The sequence below is a fragment of the Micromonospora sp. WMMD980 genome (assembly GCF_029626035.1).
Classification (GTDB): domain Bacteria; phylum Actinomycetota; class Actinomycetes; order Mycobacteriales; family Micromonosporaceae; genus Micromonospora.
In genome coordinates this window covers 6689554-6709732 of record NZ_JARUBE010000003.1, presented here as the reverse complement: position 1 = coordinate 6709732, position 20179 = coordinate 6689554, and the positions used below count along the sequence as shown (strand labels likewise).

The following is a 20179-nucleotide window of genomic DNA, read 5'->3' as shown; positions in this document are numbered from 1 at the left end:
GGAACGTGGCGCGGGAATCGCGGGTCGGGCGGCTCACCCCACCGGCACCGGCTCACCGCGTTGCCGGGCCACGTGCTCGACGAGCGAGATCAGCACCAGCTTCCCGGACTGCCGGTCGCGGGCGTCGCAGAGCACCAGCGGGACGTCCGGGTCGAGGTCGAGCGCGTCGCGCACCGCCTCCAGGCCGAACCGCCGGGAACCCTCGAAGCAGTTCACCCCGACCACGAAGGGGACGCCCCGCTGCTCGAAGTAGTCGATCGAGGGGAAGCAGTCGGCCAGCCGGCGGGTGTCCGCGAGCACCACCGCGCCGAGCGCGCCGAACGCCAGCTCGTCCCAGAGGAACCAGAACCGGTCCTGGCCCGGGGTGCCGAACAGATAGACCTGGAGGTCGTCGTTGATGGTGATCCGGCCGAAGTCCATCGCCACCGTGGTGGTCGACTTCTGTTCCACCCCGGAGACGTCGTCGGTGCCGAGACCGGCCCCGGTCAGCACCTCCTCGGTCTGCAACGGCCGCACCTCGCTCAACGCGCTGACCAGCGTCGTCTTGCCGGCGCCGAAGCCACCCGCGATCAAGATCTTGAGGGCCAGCGGCACCCGCGACGCGGCCGGCTCCCGGTCAAAGCGCACGGAGTCCACTGACCACCGCCTTGAGGATGTTGTCGTCGGGCAGGTACGCGGTGGCCGGGGGGCGGCGCACCGCGACGAACCCATGGGCGAGGAGATCGCCGAGCAGCACCCGGACCACGCCGACGGCGAGATCCAGGTCGGCGGCGAGGTCGGCGACGGCCTTCGGCCGCCGGGCCAGCTCGACCAGGCGGCGGTGCTCCGGCTGGAGACCGGGCATGCCGGCCGCCTCGGCCGCCGACGTGGCGAGCACGAAGGCCAGCAGGTCGAAGCCGTCGACCGGCGGGCGCACCCGCCCACCGGTGAGCGTGTAGGGGCGGACCACCGGACCGGCGTCGGCGTCCAGCCACTCGTGCTGGGGCCCCGGCGACTCAGCCCGCATCGGTCGGCGCTCCCACGGTCCGGGCCGGCGCGGCTAGGTTCTCCCCGACGCGGATGACCAGCATCGCCATCTCGTACGCCACCAGGCCGATGTCGGCGTCGGCGTCGCTCGCCACGGCCAGGCAGGCGCCCTGCCCGGCGGCCGTGACGAACAGGTAGGCCGACTCCATCTCCACCACCGTCTGGCGGACCGCGCCGCCGTCCAGGTGCCGGGTGGCGCCCTTGGCCAGGCCGGAGAAGCCGGACGCCAGCGCGCAGAGGTGCTCCGCGTCGGTGCGGTCCTGGTCGACGGAGGCGCCGAGCAGCAGCCCGTCCGCCGAGAGGACCACCGCGCGGCGGGCGGCCGGCACCCGATCCACCAGGTCGTCGAGCAGCCAGTCGAGATCGGCGTTCTGCCGCGTCGTGTACACCACTAGGCGTCCCTCTCAGTCGCGGTTCGCGGGTCCGACGCCGGCGGGGCGGGCTCCGTGGCCGGATCCGGCGCGGTGGTCGGCGTACCCGTGTCGGCCGGCACGTCGGTGGGCGTGTCCGGGCCGGCGTCCCGGATCCGGCCGGTCGCCGGGCCGCCCCTGCGGGTGCCGTCCCGGCGCCCGCGCGCGGTGCCGGCCTGCAACGCGGACATCGCCCGACGCGCCTCCTCCGGCGGGCGGTGGGCGGGGGTGTCCGCGACGACCGTGCGCGGGCGGGCCGCCGGACCACGCCGCCGCACCCGGCGGGGCAGGCCGTCGGAGTCGGCGGGCGGTTCCACCGCCGAGGCCCGGGTGGTCGGCAGCGGGATCACCGTGGACTCCGGGCGTTCCCGGCCCGGCCGGCCCGCCCGGCCGCGGGGCACCGTGGTCAGCCGGCTCACCTTGGCCATCCGCCGCCGCTCCGGCCCGGCGGAGGCGTCCGGGCCGACCGGCGGCTCGTCGGTGATCAGGTCGGACGGCACGAACACGGAGGCGGTCGTCCCGGTCTGTCGCCCCGGCCGGAGCTCCACCCGTACGCCGTGCCGGGCGGCCAGCCGGGCCACCACGAACAGGCCCAGCCGGGCGCTGTCGGCCGGATCGAAGTCGGGCGGGGCGGCCAGCTTGCGGTTGGCCGCTGCCATCGTCGGCGGGGACATGCCCAGCCCCCGGTCGGTGATCTCGATGGTGTAGCCGCCCGGCACGGTCCGGCCGGTCACCTCCACCCGGGTGCCCGGCGGGGAGAAGGCGGTGGCGTTCTCGATCAGCTCGGCGAGCAGGTGGATCACGTCGCCGACGGCCCGGCCGAGCACCCCCGCCGGCTGCACCTCGCCGACGTCGACCCGGTGGTAGGCCTCGACCTCGGAGATGGCTCCGCGCATCACGTCCACCGCGGCGACCGGCCGGCGCCAGCCCCGCCCGGGCGCGGCGCCGGCCAGGATGACCAGGTCCTCGGCGTGCCGGCGGAGCCGGGTGGCCAGGTGGTCGACCTGGAACAGCCCGGCCAGCTCGTCCGGGTCCTCGGTGCGCCGTTCCAGCCGGTCCAGCAGCGCCAGCTGGCGGTGGACCAGGCCCTGGCTGCGCCGGGCGAGGTTGAGGATCACCTCGTTGAAGCCGCGGCGCAGGGTGACCTCGTCGACGGCGGCCTGCACCGCGGTGCGGCGTACCTCGTTGAAGGCGCTCGCCACCTGGCCGATCTCGTCGCCGCCGTGGTCCATCTCGGGAGCCTCGCGGGCGACGTCGACCTCCTCGCCCCGGCGCAGGCGGGCGACCACGTCAGGCAGCCGTTCCTCGGCCATCTCGGTGGCGGCCGACCGCACCCCGGTCAGCCGGTGCGCCAGCGACCGGCCCACCCGCAACGCCACGAGCACGCAGACCACGATCGCCACCAGACCCAGCACACCGGCGGCGGCGAGCTGGACCAGGATGCGCACCGCCATCGGCACCGACCGTTCGGCGAGACCGTCCGCGCCACGCAGCTCGAAGTCCCGCAGGCCCTGCCAGACCTCGGCGTGGCTGCTCTCCCAGGCCCGGACGTCGAACCCGGCGGGCAGCTCGTCGGCGCGGATCAACGCGTCCTGCAGGGCGCGTAGCCGCAGGAAGCCGGGCGCCTCGGTGAGTCGCTGGTAGCCGGACCGCTCGTCGGGCGGCAGGTCGGCGACCGCGCTCTCGGCCAGGAACCGCTGGTTCTCCACGGTCCGCACCAACTGCTCGTGCTCGCCCTCGGCGTACCGGCCGGCGGTGACCGCGCCGGCCAGCAGCGCGTCGGCCTGACCGAGCAGCTCGCGGGAGCGGCCCAACGCGGTGAGCGCTGCGGCCTCCCGGTTGAGGTGGACGTCGGGCAGCGTGGCCATGGCGGAGAACGCCTGGAACGCGGAGCCGATCATGCCGCTGTAGAGCCCGACCGCGCCGGCCCGGTCCACCTTCCGGTCGTCGATGAAGACCCGCCCCGCGGGCAGCGCCTCGAGCGCGGCGCCCAACTGGTCGAGCCGCGCGTCGAGCTGGTCGTCGGCCGCGTCGCGCAGCGCGTCGCCGTCGATCCGCCCGCGCAACTCGGCGACCGCCTGGTCGGTGCGCTCGCGTTGCTCGGACAGCTCCGGCAGGATCCCGTCACCGGCGAGCTGGACCACCGAGAGCCGCCGTTCCCGTTGCAGCTCGGCGACCACCGTCTCGCCCGGCCGGCCCAGGTCGTAGAGGAGGGTGCGGGCGGCGAGCAGATCCAGCGCCGGCCCGAAGGTCAGCGTGGTGGCGAAGATCCACAGTGCCAACAGCCCGGTCACCGGGCCGATGACCAGCGCGGTCAGCTTGGCGCGGATCGGCCAGTCGCGGGTGTTCAATCAGACCTCGCCCGGGAAGGTTCGCTGGGTGGCGCCGGCAGCGGCCGTCGGGTGACCGGCCACGACGCCGGGCCCGACCCGGACGCCTTGGGCAGGATACGTAATCCCCGGCGGATGCACTACCGGCCGTCTCGACCCTCACTACGGTCCGAGACGGCCCCGCCGGCCGCCGTTGGAGCCCGACACACCGCCGGCCGGCCCCTTTCTGGAATGACTCAGCTTTCGTGTTCCGCACGGGAAAGTGCCCCGGAACGGGATTGGCGATCACCCCGACCAGGGAATACCAGCTGCCGAAGGAGGAGCCATGTCGCCCACCCAGGTAGTCGTCATAGTCATCGTCGTCCTCGTGGTCGCCGCTCTGGTCGCGTTCGCCGTGGTCGCGAACCGCCGGCGGGCGCTGCGGCAGCGTTTCGGCCCGGAGTACGACCGGGCCGTCCAGGAACAGGACAGCCGGGGCGCCGCCGAGCGTGAGCTGCGCGAGCGCGAGCGCCGGCACGCCGAGCTGGAGCTGACGCCGCTCAGCCCGGAGTCCCGGGCCCGCTACGCCGCCGCCTGGGAGGAGCTCCAGGTGCGCTTCGTCGATTCGCCGGCGGAGACCGTGGGCGACGCCGACGAGCTGGTCAGCCGGTTGATCGCCGAACGCGGATACCCCACCGGGGAGTTCTCCGAGCAGATCGCCCACCTCTCCGTCGAGCACGCCCGCACGCTGACCCACTACCGCGACGCCCACGAGATCCGGCAGCGCAACGAACGCGGTGAGGCCGGCACCGAGGACCTCCGGCAGGCGCTGGTGCACTACCGGGCCCTCTTCGCCGACCTGCTCGGCGAGGACCCGGTCGGCCAGCGGGCGCCGGAGCAGCACCACCCCGATTCCGAGCACGACGCCACGAGTCGCTGAGGAGCCGCCACCATGCGCCAGGAAGAGCAGCAGGTCACGCAGGACCACCCGGAGGCCGTCCGGTCCACGCCGGTACCGGTCCCGCCGCCGGACGACAACCTCGACGCCAACCGCGCCGACCGCACCGATGTGTCCGGCGACGCGTCGGACGACCGGGACACGTTCGACGACCCGGCCGTGGGCGACGAGCGGGCCGCCGGGCTCGACGAGACCCGGGCGTACGACGCCGGTGAGCTGCGGGACGAGGCCGACCGGTCGGACGACGAGTCGCGCGACGACGGGCGCACCGAGTTCCACGAGCCGGCGCCGCTGCCGACGGCGTTCGGCGCGGCCACGGTGGGCGACGCGGTGGCCGCCTCGGCGCTGGCCGGCGGCCGTCCGCAGGACGAGCGGGACGCGCGCGGCGAGGACACCGCCGTCCCGGGCGACGGCGCGCCGGGCCGGACCGAACCGCTGGACGACGAGCGGGCCGACCCGACGGCCGGTGACCGGCTGCACGACCGGGACCGCTGGACGGCCGAGCACCCCGACGCGGACCGCGACGACACCCTCGCCGACGACGAGGACCGGGACGGCACCCCGGCTGCGGACACGGACCGCGACGGCGTGCCGGACCGCGACCGGGACGACGCGGTGGCCGCCGGCGCGGTCGGCTACGGCAGCCCCGAGCCGGGCCTGGTCGACCCCGACGCCGAGGCCGTCCCCGGGGACGCCGACGCTACCGGGCGGCACCACGACACCGTCGACCCGGAGACCGCCACCGCGGCGGCCGGCACGGTGGCCGGCGGCGCGGCCGGCGCGACGCTGGCCGGCGCGGAGCGGCCCACGCCCGGCGCGGTGCCGGGCGACGCGGCGACGCTGTTCGCCGCGGACGCGGCGCAGGGCTTCCGGGACCGTTGGCGCGACGTCCAGCTGCGCTTCGTGGACGACCCGAAGGCCGCGGTCGGCGAGGCGGAGTCGCTGGTCGAGGAGGCGATCGAGGCGCTGTCCACCGCGCTGCGGGAGCAGCGCACCAAGCTCGGCGCCTGGCAGGAGTCCGGCTCGTCCGACACCGAGCAGCTCCGGGTCGCCGTGCGCGGCTACCGCGACTTCCTGGACCGCGTGTTGGGCCGCTGAGCCGGCCACTGCCACCTCACACCGCCTCCCGTGTGAGAAGGGGCCCCTTCTCGACGCCAGGCGTTAAGAAGGGGCCCCTCCTTGCATATGCGCAGCAGGCATGAAACTTCGCGATCGGGGTAACTGCCGGCGCACCACGCACCCACACGAGGGGAGCAACAGGCATGGGCAGCGGCCTACGGTTGAACATGAACGCCCTGGACTACCTGATCCTGGCGCTCTACTTCGTCACGGTGCTCGGGGTCGGTTTCGCCGCCCGACGTGCCATCAAGACCAGCGTCGACTTCTTCCTCTCCGGGCGGTCGCTGCCCGCCTGGGTCACCGGCCTGGCCTTCGTCTCGGCGAACCTGGGGGCGCTGGAGATCATCGGCATGGCCGCCAACGGCGCCCAGTACGGCATCATGACGGTGCACTACTACTGGATCGGCGCGGTGCCGGCGATGGTCTTCCTCGGCATCGTGATGATGCCGTTCTACTACGGCTCCAAGGTCCGCAGCGTTCCCGAATACCTGCGGCTGCGCTTCAACCGCCCCACCCACCTGCTCAACGCGATCAGCTTCGCGGTCGCCCAGGTGCTGATCGCCGGCGTGAACCTCTACGCGCTGGCGCTGATCATGCAGGCGCTGCTGGGCTGGCCGCTCTGGGTGGCGATCGTGGTCGGCGCGGCGATCGTGCTGGCGTACATCACCGTCGGTGGCCTCTCCGGCGCGATCTACAACGAGGTGCTCCAGTTCTTCGTGATCATCGCCGGTCTGGTGCCGATCACGGTGATCGGCCTGGTCAAGGTCGGCGGCGTGAGCGGTCTGATGGACGCGGTGCGCGAGTCCAAGCTCGGCGAGGCCGGCCTGCACGCCTGGCAGGGCACCGGCAGCACCGACAACCCGCTGGGCGCGCACTGGCTGGGCATCGTGTTCGGCCTCGGCTTCGTGCTCTCCTTCGGCTACTGGACCACCAACTTCGCCGAGGTGCAGCGCGCGCTCTCGGCGCGGAACATGAGCGCCGCCCGGCGTACCCCGATCATCGGGGCGTACCCGAAGCTGCTCATTCCGGTGGTGACCGTGATCCCCGGCCTGATCGCCCTGATCACGGTCAAGGGCCTGGGCGCCGACCAGGGCGACCTGGTCTACAACAACGCCATCCCGCTGCTGATGCGCGACCTGCTGCCCAACGGCGTGCTCGGCATCGCGGTCACCGGCCTGGTGGCGTCGTTCATGGCCGGCATGGCGGCCAACGTCAGCGGCTTCAACACCGTCTTCACGTACGACATCTGGCAGGCGTACTTCCGCCGGGACCGCCCGGACGAGTACTACGTGCGGGTCGGGCGGATCGCCACCGTGGTGGCCGTGGTGGTCGGGATCGGCACCGCGTTCATCGCGGCCGGCTTCAGCAACATCATGAACTACATCCAGGCGCTCTTCTCGGTCTTCAACGCCCCGCTCTTCGGCACGTTCATCATCGGCATGTTCTGGCGGCGGATGAGCGCGCTGGCCGGCTTCTGGTCGCTGCTCTCCGGCACCGTCGTGGCGATCGCCACCTACCTGCTCTACAAGACCGGCGTGATCAGCTTCAACTCCGACCTGGAGGAGAGCTTCTGGGGGGCGGGCCTGGCCTTCGTCACCGTCGCGGTGGTGGCCGCGATCATCACGCCGCTGACCCGGCCGAAGACCGACAGCGAGCTGACCGGCCTGGTGTACGGCATGAGCGACACCACGCTGAAGGACGACTCGCTGGCCGGCGACGCGGCCTGGTACCGCTCCCCGGTGCTGCTCGGCCTGGTCGCCGTGGTGCTCGCCGCCCTCTTCTACATCCCGGTCTTCTGAGGAAGGGACCCAGGTCATGGCAGACAACGAGGACCGCTACCAGGGCGGCGAGGCCCACGACCCGCTGGTCGACGAGACCGAGGACGCCCGGGAGGAGAGTTCGGCGGCGGCCCGGCTGTTCGACATCCGCCGGGTCATCGGCGGGCTGTTCGTCGCGTACGGGCTGATCGTCGGGCTGATGGGGCTCTTCGACTCGTCGGCCGAGATCGACAAGGCGCAGGGCCTGCGGATCAACCTCTGGGCCGGCGCGGTGATGCTGGTCTTCGGACTGCTCATGCTGCTCTGGCAGAAGCTGAGCCCGACGGAGGCGCCGAAGACGCGCGCCGACGAGTCCTGAGATGCCGGCGTGGTGGCGGCCGGCATGGCCGCTTCCCCACGGGGTAGGCCAGGGGGATCACCGATGGGACAGGAGGGCAGCAGCATGGCCGATCGTGACCCCGGACGACCGCTGGAGGAGACCCCCGAGGTGGCCGCGGCGGTGGACGACGACAGCACGGTGCCGCAGCTGCGTACCGGCGGCACCGACCCGGACAATCCCACCTTCGCCGAGCCGGACGGCGCGGTGGCCGACACCGGGTCGCCGGACATCCTCGGCGACCCGTACGCGGCCGGGACCGGCGCGACCGGGACCGGCACCGGCGCGGGCGGGGACAACATCCGCACCGGCGCCGAGCAGCCCTGGGAGCCGGAGGACCTGGTGCGGGCCCGGGGTCAGGACGTGACCCCGGCGAACCTGGAGCGGGCCCGCCGGGACCTGGCCGAGCTGGGCCGGGCGGCGATCGAGAAGACGGTGCCCTGACCTGAGGACGGCCGGGGGCCCCTGGTCGACGTGGGCGTCGACCAGGGGCCCGGGGGAACCCGCGCGGCGGTGCCTCACTCCCGCCGCGGCGGGTGGTCCGGCCGCGGAATCAGAGCGCCGGGTAGGCGTTCTGCATCAGCTGCGCGAACTGGGCCGGGAACCAGGCGCCGGAGATCGGCGCGTCCGGCAGGGCACCGGACAGGCTGTTGCCGTTGCGGGCGTTGCCGGTGTACGTCGGGTCGCACATCCGGTCGAAGCCCTTGCCCTCGTTGTTCGGGATCTCCTTGCTGGAGCCGTCCGACTCACCCGGGGGCTTCACCCAGACGTAGGCGTCGATGCCCGGCTCCGGGTTGGCCTTCGGCCGCTCGCCGAGACCCGCGCCGGCCTGGTTGCACCAGTTGCCGGCGTGGATGCGACGGTCCACCCGACCACCGTTGACGTAGGCGTCCACCGAGGTCAGCGGGCCCGGGCCGGTGGGCCGGGCGGAGCCGCCCCAACCGTTGCGGGAGGTGTCGATCAGCATGCCGATGTTGCTCTCGAAGCCGACCGAGACCAGCTTCTGCCGGAACGCCTGGGCGAACGACAGCTCGTCGACGTACTGGTTCCAGTCGATCCACTTGGCCTGCCGCACGGTTTGGCCGTTCACCGTGTCGGTGATCTTGACGTACGGCTCCTTGAGCGCGGAGTAGTTGGCCGTGTTGACGATGAAGCCCGTCACGTTGCGGACGGTGCTGCCGGAGGCGGTGGCCGCGGCGTGGAGCTGCTGGGCGGTCGTGCCGAAGTTGCTGTCCCAGCCGATCCAGCCATGGTGCGCGGCGTCGATGTAGTTGTAGACGTTGCCGATCGCGCCGAGCTTGGCGAGGGCGTAGCCCACGCCGTTGACGTACGCGCCGTTGGCCTTGACCGTGTCACACATCGCGGTGCCGCCCGGCTGGCCCGAGGTGTTGGTCACCAGGTTGGGCAGCGAGTCGATCTCGATGATGTTCACGATCCGCAGGTTCTTGTACTTCGCGTCGGCCTGGATCGCGGCGATCGGGTCGATGTACTCGGACTTGTAGCGCGGCAGCTCGTCCGGGCCCAGCTCACCGTTGGAGGAGAGCGCGGCGCAGTCCCGGCCGGGCAGGTTGTAGATGACGAACTGGATGTAGCCGGCGCCCTGGGCGAGCGCGGCGTCCAGGTGGTCACGGACGCCCATCGAGCCGTTGGAGCTGCTGCCCGTGGTGCCGTTGATGGCGGCGATCCGGTCCAGCCACACCGCGGTCGGGTTGTTCGACACCCGGTTGCCGCCGGCGACCGACTCGGCCTTGGCCTTCCACTCCGGGTTCACGTAGCCCTTGGCCCCGGCGTAGGGGTTGTCCACCTTCTGGCCGGGTGGGGTGCTGGTGGGCGGCGTGCTCGTGGGCGGGGTGCTCGTCGGCGGGGTGCTGGTCGGCGGGGTGCTGGTCGGCGGGGTGCTGGTGGGCGGCGTGCTGGTGGGCGGCGTGCCGCCGTTGCAGACCGTGCCGTTCAGCGTGAACTGGGTCGGCTTCGGGTTGCTGCCGCTCCAGGCGCCGTTGAACCCGATGTTCGCGCTGGCGCCGGTGCCCAGCGACCCGTTGTAGGACTCGTTCTGCGCGGTGACGTTCTGGCCGCTCTGGGTCCACTTCGCCGACCAGCCCTGCTGCACGCGCTGGCTGCTGTTCGGGAACGTGAAGCCGAGGTTCCACGAGCTGACCGGGTCACCGAGGTTCTTGATGACCACGCTGGCGGTGAAGCCACCGGCCCAGTCGTTGGTGGTGTAGTCCACGCTGCACTGGGTCGCGGCCTGCGCCGCGGTGACCGGAAGGGTCACCAGCCCACCGGCCACGAGGACGCCGGCGCCGGTGAGCGCGAGCGTCCGGCTCCGGCCGGACAGCCTTCTCCACAGATTCATGCCACTGATCTCCTTGGGCGAGACCGGATCCGCGTACGGCCCGGCGGAATGGCGGCGGCGGTCGCCCTGCGGGATCGACCGTGCGCGCCACGGGTTGCTTCGGGGGACGCCCGACCCGGACGGGCGTGAAGGGGTGGTGGTGCCGACCGGTCCGCAGGACCGGCCGTTGGAGCCGACGTCGTCCGGTGAAACCGGTGCCCTCGACGTCTGAGCTCGCGGTGTGGCTCCCCGAACCGCGTGCAGCGATTCTTGCATGGGAGCGCTTCCATGGCAATGGCTCGATGCGCCCACGCCGACCCTATCGCGCAGCGGGATCTCCGAGGCACAGACGGGGCGCGGCGGCGCTCCGCACGCGTGAAAGCCACATCATCGGCAAAGTCCTAAAAACGAATCTTTCCCCGAATAAGTCGCGAAAAGGTCTAACGTCGGCGGTAGCTCGACCGACGTCGGGCTCAGGACGAACAGGGATGGAGTGACGCTGCTCATGGCTAAGAAGATGCTCGGGAAGGTCGTCGCGGGTGCCGCTCTCGGCGGCGCGGGCCTTCTCGTGTTCACCCCGGGGCTGGCCTACGCGGGCGGGCACGACGACGAGGGCAAGGTCATCGCCAAGCCGCACGTGGTCAAGGCGGGCGACACCGTGGAACTGCTCCAGATCTGCTCCGAGCCGCAGGAACACGCCTACGTCTGGTCGAAGGTCACCGGCCGGGTCGACCTGCATCCGGCCCGCGATGGCGAGCACGGCGGCTGGGCCGACGGCACCGGCTGGGCCGATCGAGGTGGCGACTGGGCGCAGGACGCGGACCAGGGCCCCGACGGCAAGGACGCCCACGGCGGCGACCACGGCCAGGGCCCGGACGGCAAGGACGACAGGGGCAAGGACGAGCACGGCAAGGGCCCCGAGGGCGGCAAGGGTCCCGAGGCCAAGGACGAGCAGGGCAGGGACGGGCACGGACCGGGCGAGGCGGGGATGCCGCAGCCTCCGGCCGACGCGCCGCAGCCGGGCGGCACGGGTGCCGGCGCGGCCGCCGACGCCGCCGGCCAGGTCCCGGAGGAGTACAGCCAGGCCGCCGAGCCGGGCTGGGACGCCGCCGACTGGGCCGACGACGAGCACGGCAGGGACGGCAAGGACGGGCACCGCCCGGACGGCAAGGACGAGCACGGCAAGGGTCCCGAGGCGAAGGACGAGCACAAGGGTCCCGAGGCCGCCGACGAGTACGGCAAGGACGGCAAGGACGAGCACGGCGCCGGGTGGCAGGGCGGCGACGCCTGGCAGGGCGGCGACGAGCACGGCTCCGGTGACGAGGCCGGCTGGGAGCACGGGAAGGACTTCGTCTACTACGGCGAGGCCCGGGTCTCCGAGGACGCCCACCCGGGCCGGTACGAGCTGCGGGGCTCCTGCGGCGAGGGTGAGCTGGTGGTCCTGCCGCACGGCGGGGTCGACGGCGGTGACGGCGGTATGGCCACCACCGGCCTCGACCGCGGACTCGCCACCGGGGGCGCGGGGATGATCGGCGCCGCCGCGCTCGGCGGACTGGTGCTCCTGCGTCGGCGCCGGGCCGGTGACCTGGTCTGACCGGACGACGAACCGGGCCGGCGGCCGTCGCGGGAAACCGTGGCGTGCCGCCGGCGCGGCGCTCGTCGTCCTGCTCGCCATGGTGGGCTCCGGGCTGATCGGCGCGTCCTTCCGCACCGTGCCGCCACCCACCCCGCCGCAGCCGATCGCGCAGACCGGCCCCACCGCCGTCACGGATCCGACCGGCACGCCGGATGCGGATGTCGGGGCCGGGCCGCCCTGGGACTGGGCTCCCCCGACCACCGCGGCCCCGGCCGCTCCCGCGCCGTCGACTGGTTCCCCGGGCCCGGGCGCGCCGGCCGGACCGACGCCGACGGCCCCACCGGCCGGCGTCACCCCGCCGGCCGTGGCCGGCGCCGTGCCCGCCGCCCCGCCCCGCTCACCGGCGGGCGCCCCCGGCGTGCCGGCCGGGCTGCCCCGATCGGCGCCCACCACCATCGCGATCCCCCGGATCGGGGTACGTGCGGAGATCATGACGCTCGGCACCAACCCGGACGGCACGGTGCAGGTGCCGCCGCTGGACCAGGCCATGAAGGCGGCCTGGTACTCGCCCGGCGCCAGCCCCGGCGAGGTCGGCAACGCGGTGGTGGTCGGGCACGTCGACTCCGCCAAGCTCGGCCCGGCGGTCTTCTTCAACCTCGGCGCGCTGGTGCGGGGCGACGTCATCACCGTCACCCGGCAGGACGGCTCGACCGCCACGTTCACCGTGGACGACGTCCGGTCGTACCCGAAGACCGCCTTTCCCGCGGAGCAGGTCTACGGCCCGTCCGGCGTGCCCGGCCTGCGCGTGGTCACCTGCGGCGGGACGTTCGACCGGGCCGCCGGCAGCTACCTGAACAACATCGTCGTCTACGCACACATGACCGCGTGACCGGCGCGGCGCGTCGGGGTGTTAAGCGGGGCCCCCTGCTATACCGCAGGCGTTAAGCGGGGGCCCCGCCTTACCGTCAGGCGGCGGCCGAGGTCCGGACCAGGGTACGGATCTGGCGCAGCAGGACGGACAGCGCGGAGAGGTCGGCGCGGGACTCGTCGAACTCCCCCATCGCCCGGTGCGCCCGGTGGATCGAGGTCGCGTTCGCCTGTTCCCACTCCTGCACCCGCTCCACCGGCGGCAGATCGTCCGAGGTGGAGCCCAGCACCTCCGCGGTGAGCGCGGCCAGCGCGGCGTACAGGTCGTAGCGCAGCGCCATCCGGGCCAGCGTCTGCCAGCGGTCCTCCCTCGGCAGCAGCGAGATCTTCGACAGCAGGGCGTCCACCCGGAACCGGTCGGAGAGCACGAAGTAGACCGAGGCCACCTCGCTCACCTGCCGCCCGGTCGTCTGCGCCGTTTCGACGATGTCGAGCAGGCCGAAGCTGTACATCAGGCGGGTCGCCTGCACGGCCAGCTCCCGCGGCAGCCCCCTGCCGACGAGGGCCTCGATGTGCGCCTCGATCGCCTCCCGTTCGGTGCCCCAGAAGAGGTGCTCCAGGTCCGGCATGAGCCGGGCCACCCCGTCGCGCAGCCGGGCGATCTCCGCCGGCACGTCGATCGGCGAGCGCCGGTTGGTGACCAGCCAGCGCACCGCCCGGTCGAGCAGCCGCCGGGTGTCCAGGTAGACGGCGGTCTGCAGCTCGGGCGAGACCTTGTTGTCCAGCGCCTCCACCGCGTTCCACAGGTCGCCCAGCTCGAACACCTCGCGGACCACCACGTACGCGCGCAGCACGTCCGCCGCCGAGGCGGCCGTCTCCTCGACCACCCGGAACACGAACGAGATGCCGCCCCGGTTGATCGCCTCGTTGACCAGCACCGTGGTGACGATGTCGCGGCGCAGCCGGTGCCGCCCCATCCGGTCGGCGAAGCGCTGCCGCAGCGGCGTCGGGAAGTAGTTGACCAGGACGTCGGTCGTCCACTCCTCGTCCGCGAGCCCCTCGCTGACGATCTCCCGCTCCAGCACGATCTTCACGTACGCGAGCAGCACCGCGAACTCCGGCGCGGTCAGCCCGCTCTCGGTGCGGACCGCCAGTTCCTCGTCCGGCGGCAGCGCCTCCAGCGCCCGGTCCAACGCGCCGGACCGCTCCAGCTCGTTGATCATCCGCCGGTGCACCGGGAGCAACGAGGCGGCCTGGGCCTGGGCGTTGTTGAGCGCCCGGGCCTGGTCGTAGTTGTCCCGCAGCACCAGCTCGGCGACCTCGTCGGTCATCTGGGCCAGCAGCTCGTCGCGCTCGGGCCGGTCCAGCTCCCCGTCGGCGACCGCCGTGTTGAGCAGGATCTTGATGTTCACCTCGTGGTCGGAGCAGTCCACCCCGGCCGCGTTGTCGATGAAGTCGGTGTAGATGCGGCCGCCGGTCGCGGCGTACTCGATCCGGCCCTGCTGGGTGAAGCCCAGGTTTCCGCCCTCACCGACCACCCGACAGCGCAGGCTCTTGCCGTCCACCCGGATGGCGTCGTTGGACTTGTCCCCGACCTCCGCGTTGGTCTGCGTGGACGCCTTGACGTAGGTGCCGATGCCGCCGTTCCAGAACAGGTCCACCGGCGCGGTGACGATCGCCTTCATCAGCTCCTGCGGGCTGAGCTGAGTGACGTCGTCGTCGAGGCCGAGCACCGCGCGCACCTGCGGCGTGATCGGCACCGACTTCGCGGTACGCGGGAAGATGCCGCCGCCGGCCGAGATCAGCGCCGGGTCGTAGTCCTCCCACGAGGAGCGGGGCAGGTCGAACAGCCGCTTGCGCTCGGCGAACGAGGTGGCCGCGTCCGGATCCGGGTCCAGGAAGATGTGCCGGTGGTCGAAGGCGGCCAGCAGCCGGATGTGCTCCGACAGCAGCATGCCGTTGCCGAACACGTCACCGGACATGTCGCCGACGCCGACCACCGTGAAGTCCTGGGTCTGGGTGTCGTGACCCAGCTCCCGGAAGTGCCGCTTCACCGACTCCCACGCGCCGCGGGCGGTGATGCCCATCTTCTTGTGGTCGTAGCCGGCCGAGCCGCCGGAGGCGAACGCGTCGCCCAGCCAGAAGTTGTGCGCGGTGGAGATCTCGTTGGCGATGTCGGAGAACGTCGCGGTGCCCTTGTCTGCCGCCACCACCAGGTAGGGGTCGTCGGCGTCGTGCCGGACCACGTCGTCGGGCGGCACGATGTCACCGCTGACGATGTTGTCGGTGACGTCGAGCAGCGCGGAGATGAACTCCTTGTAGCAGACCACCGCCTCGTCCCGGTCGCCCGGCTTCTGCTTCAGCACGAAGCCGCCCTTGGCGCCGACCGGCACGATCACCGCGTTCTTCACCATCTGCGCCTTGACCAGGCCCAACACCTCGGTGCGGAAGTCCTCGCGCCGGTCGGACCAGCGCAGCCCGCCCCGGGCCACCGGCCCGAACCGCAGGTGCACGCCCTCGAACCGGGGCGAGTAGACGAAGATCTCGAACTTCGGCCGCGGGGCCGGCAGGTCCGGGATCGCCTGCGGGTCCAGCTTGAACGCCACGTACGGCTTGGGCCGCCCGCCCACCGGCCGCTGGTAGAAGCTGGTGCGCAGGGTGGCCTGGATCAACGTCAGGTAGGCCCGCAGGATCCGGTCCTGGTCCAGGCTGGCCACCTCGTCCAACGCCTCGCCGATCGCCTCGACCAGCTCGCCGCTGCGCTGCCGCCGCTCGTCGAGGGTGGTCACGCCGGGTGCGAACCGGGCCTCGAAGAGCTGCACCAACAGGCCGGCGATGCGCGGGTAGGCGATGAACGTCTGCTCCATGTACTCCTGGGAGAACACGGTGCCGGCCTGCCGCAGGTACTTCGCGTACGCCCGCAGCACCACCACCTGCCGCCAGGTGAGCCCGGTACGCAGCACCAGCTCGTTGAAGCCGTCCACCTCGGCCTCGCCCCGCCAGGCCGCGGCGAACGCGTTCTCCACGTGCGGGCGCACCTCGGCCAGATCCTGGTGCCGCTCGGGCAGCTCCAGGCCGAAGTCGTAGAGCCAGATCCGGCCGTCGACGCGCTCCACCTCGTACGGGTGCTCGTCGACCACCTTCACGCCGAGCGAGTGCAGCACCGGCAGCACAGCGGAGAGCATCATCGGCTCGCCGTAGCGGTAGACCTTGAACCGCACGTCCATCGACTCGTCGGCGTCGTTCGCCCGGCCCGAGTAGGCGCGCGGGGCCAACTGCTTGCGGAAGAGGTGCATCTCCAGCTGGCCGGGCTCCTCCAGCAGCTCCAGCTTGGCCAGGTCCTTCATCGCCTCGTACGGCGTGTGCCCGTCCTTGTAGCCCTCCGGGAACGCGTCGGCGTAGCGGCCGAACAGGTGCTTGGCCTGCTCGTCGCCGAGCTTGCGCTCCAGCACCAGCCGGTAGTCGTCGTCCCACAGCCGGGTGGCGTCGGCCAACTCCTCGGCCAGCAGGTCGGCGTCGATATCGCCGGGCGGGTTGTTCGGGTCGGTGCGGACGATGAAGTGCACCCGGGCCAGCATCGACTCGGTGACCCGGGTGGTGTAGTCGACGCCGACGCCGTTCAGCTCGCGCAGCAGGATGTCCTGCATGCGCAGCCGGTTCTGGGTGGTGAACCGGTCCCGGGGCAGGTAGATCAGGCAGGAGATGAACCGCCCGTACGCGTCCCGGCGCAGGAAGACCCGCAACTGCCGGCGACCGGCCATCCGCAGCACGCCGATCACCGCGTGGTAGAGGTCGTCGGTCTTGATCTGGAACAGCTCGTCGCGCGGATAGGTCTCCAGGATCTGGAGCAGGTCCTTGCCGGAGTGGCTGCGCAGGCTCAGCCCGGAGCGGTCCAGCACCTCGGCCACCTTGCGGCGGACCACCGGCAGCTCCTGCACGCTCGTGCGGTAGGCGGCGGTGGAGAACAGCCCCAGAAAGCGCCGCTCCCCGACCACCTCGCCGGCCTCGTTGAAGATCTTGAAGCCGATGTAGTCGAGGTAGGCCGACCGGTGCACGGTGGCCCGCGAGTTGGCCTTGGTGATGATGAGCAGGCGCTTCTCCAGCACCCGCTCGTGCGCCTCGGGTGTCATCGAGTTCAGCGACCGGGCCTCCGGCGAGTCGGACCGCAGGATGCCCAGGCCGGTGCCGAGGACCGCCTCGAGCGCCTGCCCGCCGTCCGCCCCGTCGGTGTCGACCAGGCGGTACTCCCGGTAGCCGAGGAACGTGAAGTGGTCGTGCGCCAGCCAGCGCAGCAGCTCCACCGAGTCCGTGATGTCCTTCTCCGGCACCGGTGGGCGGTTGTCCGAGGTGCGCGCCGCGGCCAGCTCGTCGGCGAGGGCGAGCGCCCGCTGCCGCATCTTGGGCCAGTCCTCGACCGCTTCCCGCACGTCGGTGAGCACCCGTTGCAGCTCGCGCCGCACCGCCTCCCGCTCGGCCGGGTCGCGGACCGGGTCGATCTCGATCCGCATCCAGCTCTCGACCAGGTCGCCGGCGATCGCGTCGTCCGGCTCCACGTCGGCGGAAACCTCGGTGAGCCGACCCAGCGGCTCGCGCCGCACCACCACCAGCGGGTGCACCAGCAGGTGCACGTCGAGGTGCCGGGAGTTCAGCAGCGCGGTGACCGAGTCGACGAGGAACGGCATGTCGTCGGTGACGATCTCGACGACGGTGTGGTGCTGCTCGGCGTCGGGCTCGTGGATCCGCAGCTTCAGCTCGCCCGGCACCCGTTGCTGGGCCAGGTCCCGGTGCGCCCGGGCCGCCTCCAGCATCTCCTCGGCGGTGAAGCCGATCAGCTCCTCGTCCGGCGCGAACCGCCAGAAGCGGTCCACCAGCGTGGCCGCGTCGTGGTCGTCGCCGGCCAGCGTGACCGCCTGGGCGACCAGCCGTTCCGCGTTGGGAACCGGCTCGTCCAGCTCGGCGTCCTCGGACTCGTCGGCCAGCGCCTGGGCGGGCAGACCGAGGTCGTAGAGGGTGTCGATGCTGGAACCGGTCAGGCCGGTCACTCCTGTGTCGAGACGGCCGAAACCGTCCCCGTCGGTCGCCGAATCGAAGCTGTCATCGTCCCGGCTGGTGTCAGCCTGGAGATCGGGTCCCGGTTTGATCGCCGGACGCCGGTCCATCGGTGCCACTCCCCTCGACCCACCGCGTTGTGGGTCACTCTGCCGCCCAGCCTAGGCCCTACCGTTGTGCCCCTCGGTCGGCGGACCACTGGCCGGACGTCCGGATCGGGACTGTGCCCTTTCACCTGTTGCGGGTGCGTGGTCGGCCGGTCGCGGAGTACCCCGACTGGCGATGTTCATCACACTGCCACACGGCACTTCTCGCCCCGCCGACGGCGGTGGCGGGGCGGTGGGGAGCCACGTGCCGTATTAGCGTGCAGGTCAGCTACGCATCGGAGGGACCCCTTCATGCCCGTGTCGTACCCCGCTGACCCCCCACGCCAATCCCGCCGCCGACCCGTCGCGGCGCTGGTCGCCGTGCTGCTGGCCGCCGGCGCGCTGACCGGGTGCTCGGGCGAGGACGGGCCGGAGCGCACCGTCGACGCCTTCCTGAGCGGTTGGCGCTCGGGCGACCTGCAGGCGGTCGGCTTCATCGAGCCGACCGGGGGGCGGGTGCCGGCCACCGAGGTGACGAAGCGGCTCCGGGCGCTCTCCGGTGAGCTGGCCGCCAACCCGCCGGAGCTGGAGCGCACCGGCGACATCAAGGTCGCCGGGGACATCGCCACCGCCCGCGTCCGGGTGGCCTGGCCACTGCCGGACGGCGCCCGCTGGGCCTACGAGAACCTGGTCCGCCTGCGCGGCGGCGGCGACGAGTGGCAGGTGATCTGGGAGCCGAGCCTGGTGCACGAGAAGCTGGAGGCCGGCGACCATCTCGCCCTGCGCCGGGAGGCGGCGGAGCGGGCCGGGGTGCTGGACGCCGCCGGCAACCCGATCGTCGCGCCCAGCCCGGTGGTCCGGGTGCAGGTCGCGCCGGGCGAGGTCACCGACGCGCCGGGGCTGGCGCGCCGGCTCGACGCCGCGTTCAAGGCGATCCGGCCCCCGCTCGACCCGCCGGTCGACGTCAGCGACCTGCCGGCGCGCCTCAAGGAGGCGGACCGGGGCGCACTCGTCGACGTGGTGACGCTGCGCGACGAGGCCTACCGGCAGATCAAGCCACGCATCTACGAGCTGCCCGGCACCCGGTTCCCCACCGACAACCTGATGCTCGCGCCGACCCGGGAGTTCGCCCGGGCGCTGCTCGGCTCGGTCGACCCGGCGCAGGCGGACGACCTCCAGGCCCACCCCGACCGCTACGCCCGCGGCGACCTGGTCGGGCACGGCGGCATCCAGGGCCGCTACGACGAACGGCTGCGCGGTGCCCCCGGCGTCACCGTGATCACCGAGCGGCCCGCCACCGAGGGCGCCACCGAACCCACCGGCACCGAGGTGTTCCGCAGCGATCCGACGCCCGGGCAGCCGGTGAAGACCACCCTGGACGTGGCCACCCAGAACGCCGCCGACGCGGCGTTGCGGGGCGAGAAGCGGCGCTCCGCACTGGTCGCCGTGCGGATCGGCGACGGTGCGGTGCTGGCGGCCGCGAACGGCCCCGGCGCGGCCGGCGAGAACTTCGCGTTCACCGCCCAGGTGCCGCCGGGCTCGACGTTCAAGATGGTCAGCGCGCTGCGCCTGCTCGACGAGGGAGCGGTGACGCCGCAGACCACCGTGGCCTGCCCGAAGACCGCCAAGGTGGACGGCCGGATCTTCAAGAACTCGGGCGGCTTCGAGTTGGGCGCGGTGCCGTTCGCCACCGACTTCGCCAAGTCCTGCAACACCGCCTTCACCGCGCTGGCCCCGAAGCTCGGCCCGGACGGCCTCGCCCAGGCCGGCCGCGCGCTCGGGCTGGAGGCCGGTTGGGATCTCGGGGTGGACGCGTTCACCGGCAAGGTCTCCGCGAACGGCGGGCTGACCGAGCAGGGCCGCCGCCGCGATCGGCCAGGGCACCACAGTGGTCAGCCCGCTGGCGATGGCCGCCGCCACCGCGGCGGTGGCCCGGGGCCGATTCGAGCAGCCCAGGCTGCTACTCGACCCGGCACCCGCCAAGCCCGCCCCGGCCGGTCCGGAGCTGAGGCCGGCGTCCGTGGCGGCGCTGAAGACCCTGATGCGCGGCGTGGTCACCGGCGGCACCGGCGCCGCGTTGGCGGACGTGCCTGGCGACCCGGTGCACGGCAAGACCGGCACCGCGGAATACGACAACAACCCGGCGCACACCCACGCCTGGTTCGTGGGCTGGCAGGGCGACGTGGCTTTCGCCGTCTTCGTCGAGCAGGGCGGGTCGAGCACGACGAGCGCGGTGCCGATCGCCGAGCGCTTCCTGCGCGGCCTCGCCCGCTGACCGGGCGCGCGGCGA

At 72.7% G+C, this 20179-nt stretch carries 13 protein-coding genes and 1 pseudogene; 8 read left to right on the top strand and 6 right to left on the bottom strand.

Annotated features, from left to right (window positions below; translation table 11 throughout):
- Positions 1-33 precede the first annotated feature (33 nt).
- The 4 genes from O7618_RS31730 to O7618_RS31715 are packed head-to-tail and all read right to left on the bottom strand — an operon-like array spanning position 34 to position 3787.
- Positions 34-636, bottom strand: coding sequence for an ATP/GTP-binding protein (locus O7618_RS31730; RefSeq protein WP_181569981.1), 603 nt, complete (start codon positions 634-636; stop codon positions 34-36).
- The gene (locus tag O7618_RS31725) at positions 617-1006 is read right to left on the bottom strand and encodes a DUF742 domain-containing protein (protein ID WP_278109803.1); all 390 of its coding nucleotides are present in this window, start codon (positions 1004-1006) and stop codon (positions 617-619) included. The genes O7618_RS31730 and O7618_RS31725 overlap by 20 nt, the downstream gene beginning before the upstream one ends.
- The gene (locus O7618_RS31720) at positions 996-1418 is read right to left on the bottom strand and encodes a roadblock/LC7 domain-containing protein (protein ID WP_278109802.1); all 423 of its coding nucleotides are present in this window, start codon (positions 1416-1418) and stop codon (positions 996-998) included. The genes O7618_RS31725 and O7618_RS31720 overlap by 11 nt, the downstream gene beginning before the upstream one ends.
- The gene (locus tag O7618_RS31715) at positions 1418-3787 is read right to left on the bottom strand and encodes a nitrate- and nitrite sensing domain-containing protein (RefSeq protein ID WP_278109801.1); all 2370 of its coding nucleotides are present in this window, start codon (positions 3785-3787) and stop codon (positions 1418-1420) included. The genes O7618_RS31720 and O7618_RS31715 overlap by 1 nt, the downstream gene beginning before the upstream one ends.
- Before the next feature lie 304 nt (positions 3788-4091).
- Here O7618_RS31715 and O7618_RS31710 point away from each other — a divergent pair, with 304 nt between their 5' ends.
- From O7618_RS31710 to O7618_RS31690, 5 genes are all read left to right on the top strand, one after another.
- On the top strand, positions 4092-4685 hold the full coding sequence (locus tag O7618_RS31710; protein WP_278109800.1) for a hypothetical protein: 594 nt from the start codon (positions 4092-4094) through the stop codon (positions 4683-4685).
- 12 nt (positions 4686-4697) lie between these two features.
- A complete protein-coding gene (locus O7618_RS31705) occupies positions 4698-5801 on the top strand; it encodes a hypothetical protein (RefSeq protein ID WP_278109799.1) in 1104 nt (367 codons plus the stop codon).
- 164 nt (positions 5802-5965) lie between these two features.
- A complete protein-coding gene (locus O7618_RS31700; protein ID WP_278109798.1) occupies positions 5966-7621 on the top strand; it encodes a sodium:solute symporter family protein in 1656 nt (551 codons plus the stop codon).
- Between the two features lie 16 nt (positions 7622-7637).
- Complete coding sequence (locus tag O7618_RS31695) at positions 7638-7958, top strand: hypothetical protein (RefSeq protein ID WP_278109797.1); 321 nt, start codon at positions 7638-7640, stop codon at positions 7956-7958.
- Positions 7959-8042: 84 nt separating this feature from the next.
- The gene (locus O7618_RS31690; RefSeq protein ID WP_278109796.1) at positions 8043-8420 is read left to right on the top strand and encodes a hypothetical protein; all 378 of its coding nucleotides are present in this window, start codon (positions 8043-8045) and stop codon (positions 8418-8420) included.
- A gap of 109 nt (positions 8421-8529) precedes the next feature.
- Here O7618_RS31690 and O7618_RS31685 read toward each other — a convergent pair whose 3' ends face one another.
- Positions 8530-10332 carry a glycoside hydrolase family 6 protein gene (locus O7618_RS31685; RefSeq protein ID WP_278109795.1) on the bottom strand — a complete coding sequence of 601 codons (1803 nt, stop codon included), beginning with the start codon at positions 10330-10332 and terminating at the stop codon, positions 8530-8532.
- A 484-nt stretch (positions 10333-10816) separates the two neighbouring features.
- Here O7618_RS31685 and O7618_RS31680 point away from each other — a divergent pair, with 484 nt between their 5' ends.
- Together O7618_RS31680 and O7618_RS31675 are read left to right on the top strand one after the other, a co-directional pair.
- Positions 10817-11905 carry a hypothetical protein gene (locus O7618_RS31680; RefSeq protein ID WP_278109794.1) on the top strand — a complete coding sequence of 363 codons (1089 nt, stop codon included), beginning with the start codon at positions 10817-10819 and terminating at the stop codon, positions 11903-11905.
- A complete protein-coding gene (locus O7618_RS31675) occupies positions 11892-12776 on the top strand; it encodes a class F sortase (protein WP_347405403.1) in 885 nt (294 codons plus the stop codon). Before O7618_RS31680 ends, O7618_RS31675 begins: the two co-directional genes overlap by 14 nt.
- 76 nt (positions 12777-12852) lie before the next feature.
- Here O7618_RS31675 and O7618_RS31670 read toward each other — a convergent pair whose 3' ends face one another.
- A complete protein-coding gene (locus O7618_RS31670) occupies positions 12853-17913 on the bottom strand; it encodes an NAD-glutamate dehydrogenase (RefSeq protein ID WP_278109793.1) in 5061 nt (1686 codons plus the stop codon).
- Between the two features lie 288 nt (positions 17914-18201).
- Here O7618_RS31670 and O7618_RS31665 point away from each other — a divergent pair.
- Positions 18202-20164: pseudogene (locus O7618_RS31665) on the top strand (penicillin-binding transpeptidase domain-containing protein).
- Positions 20165-20179: the final 15 nt, after the last annotated feature.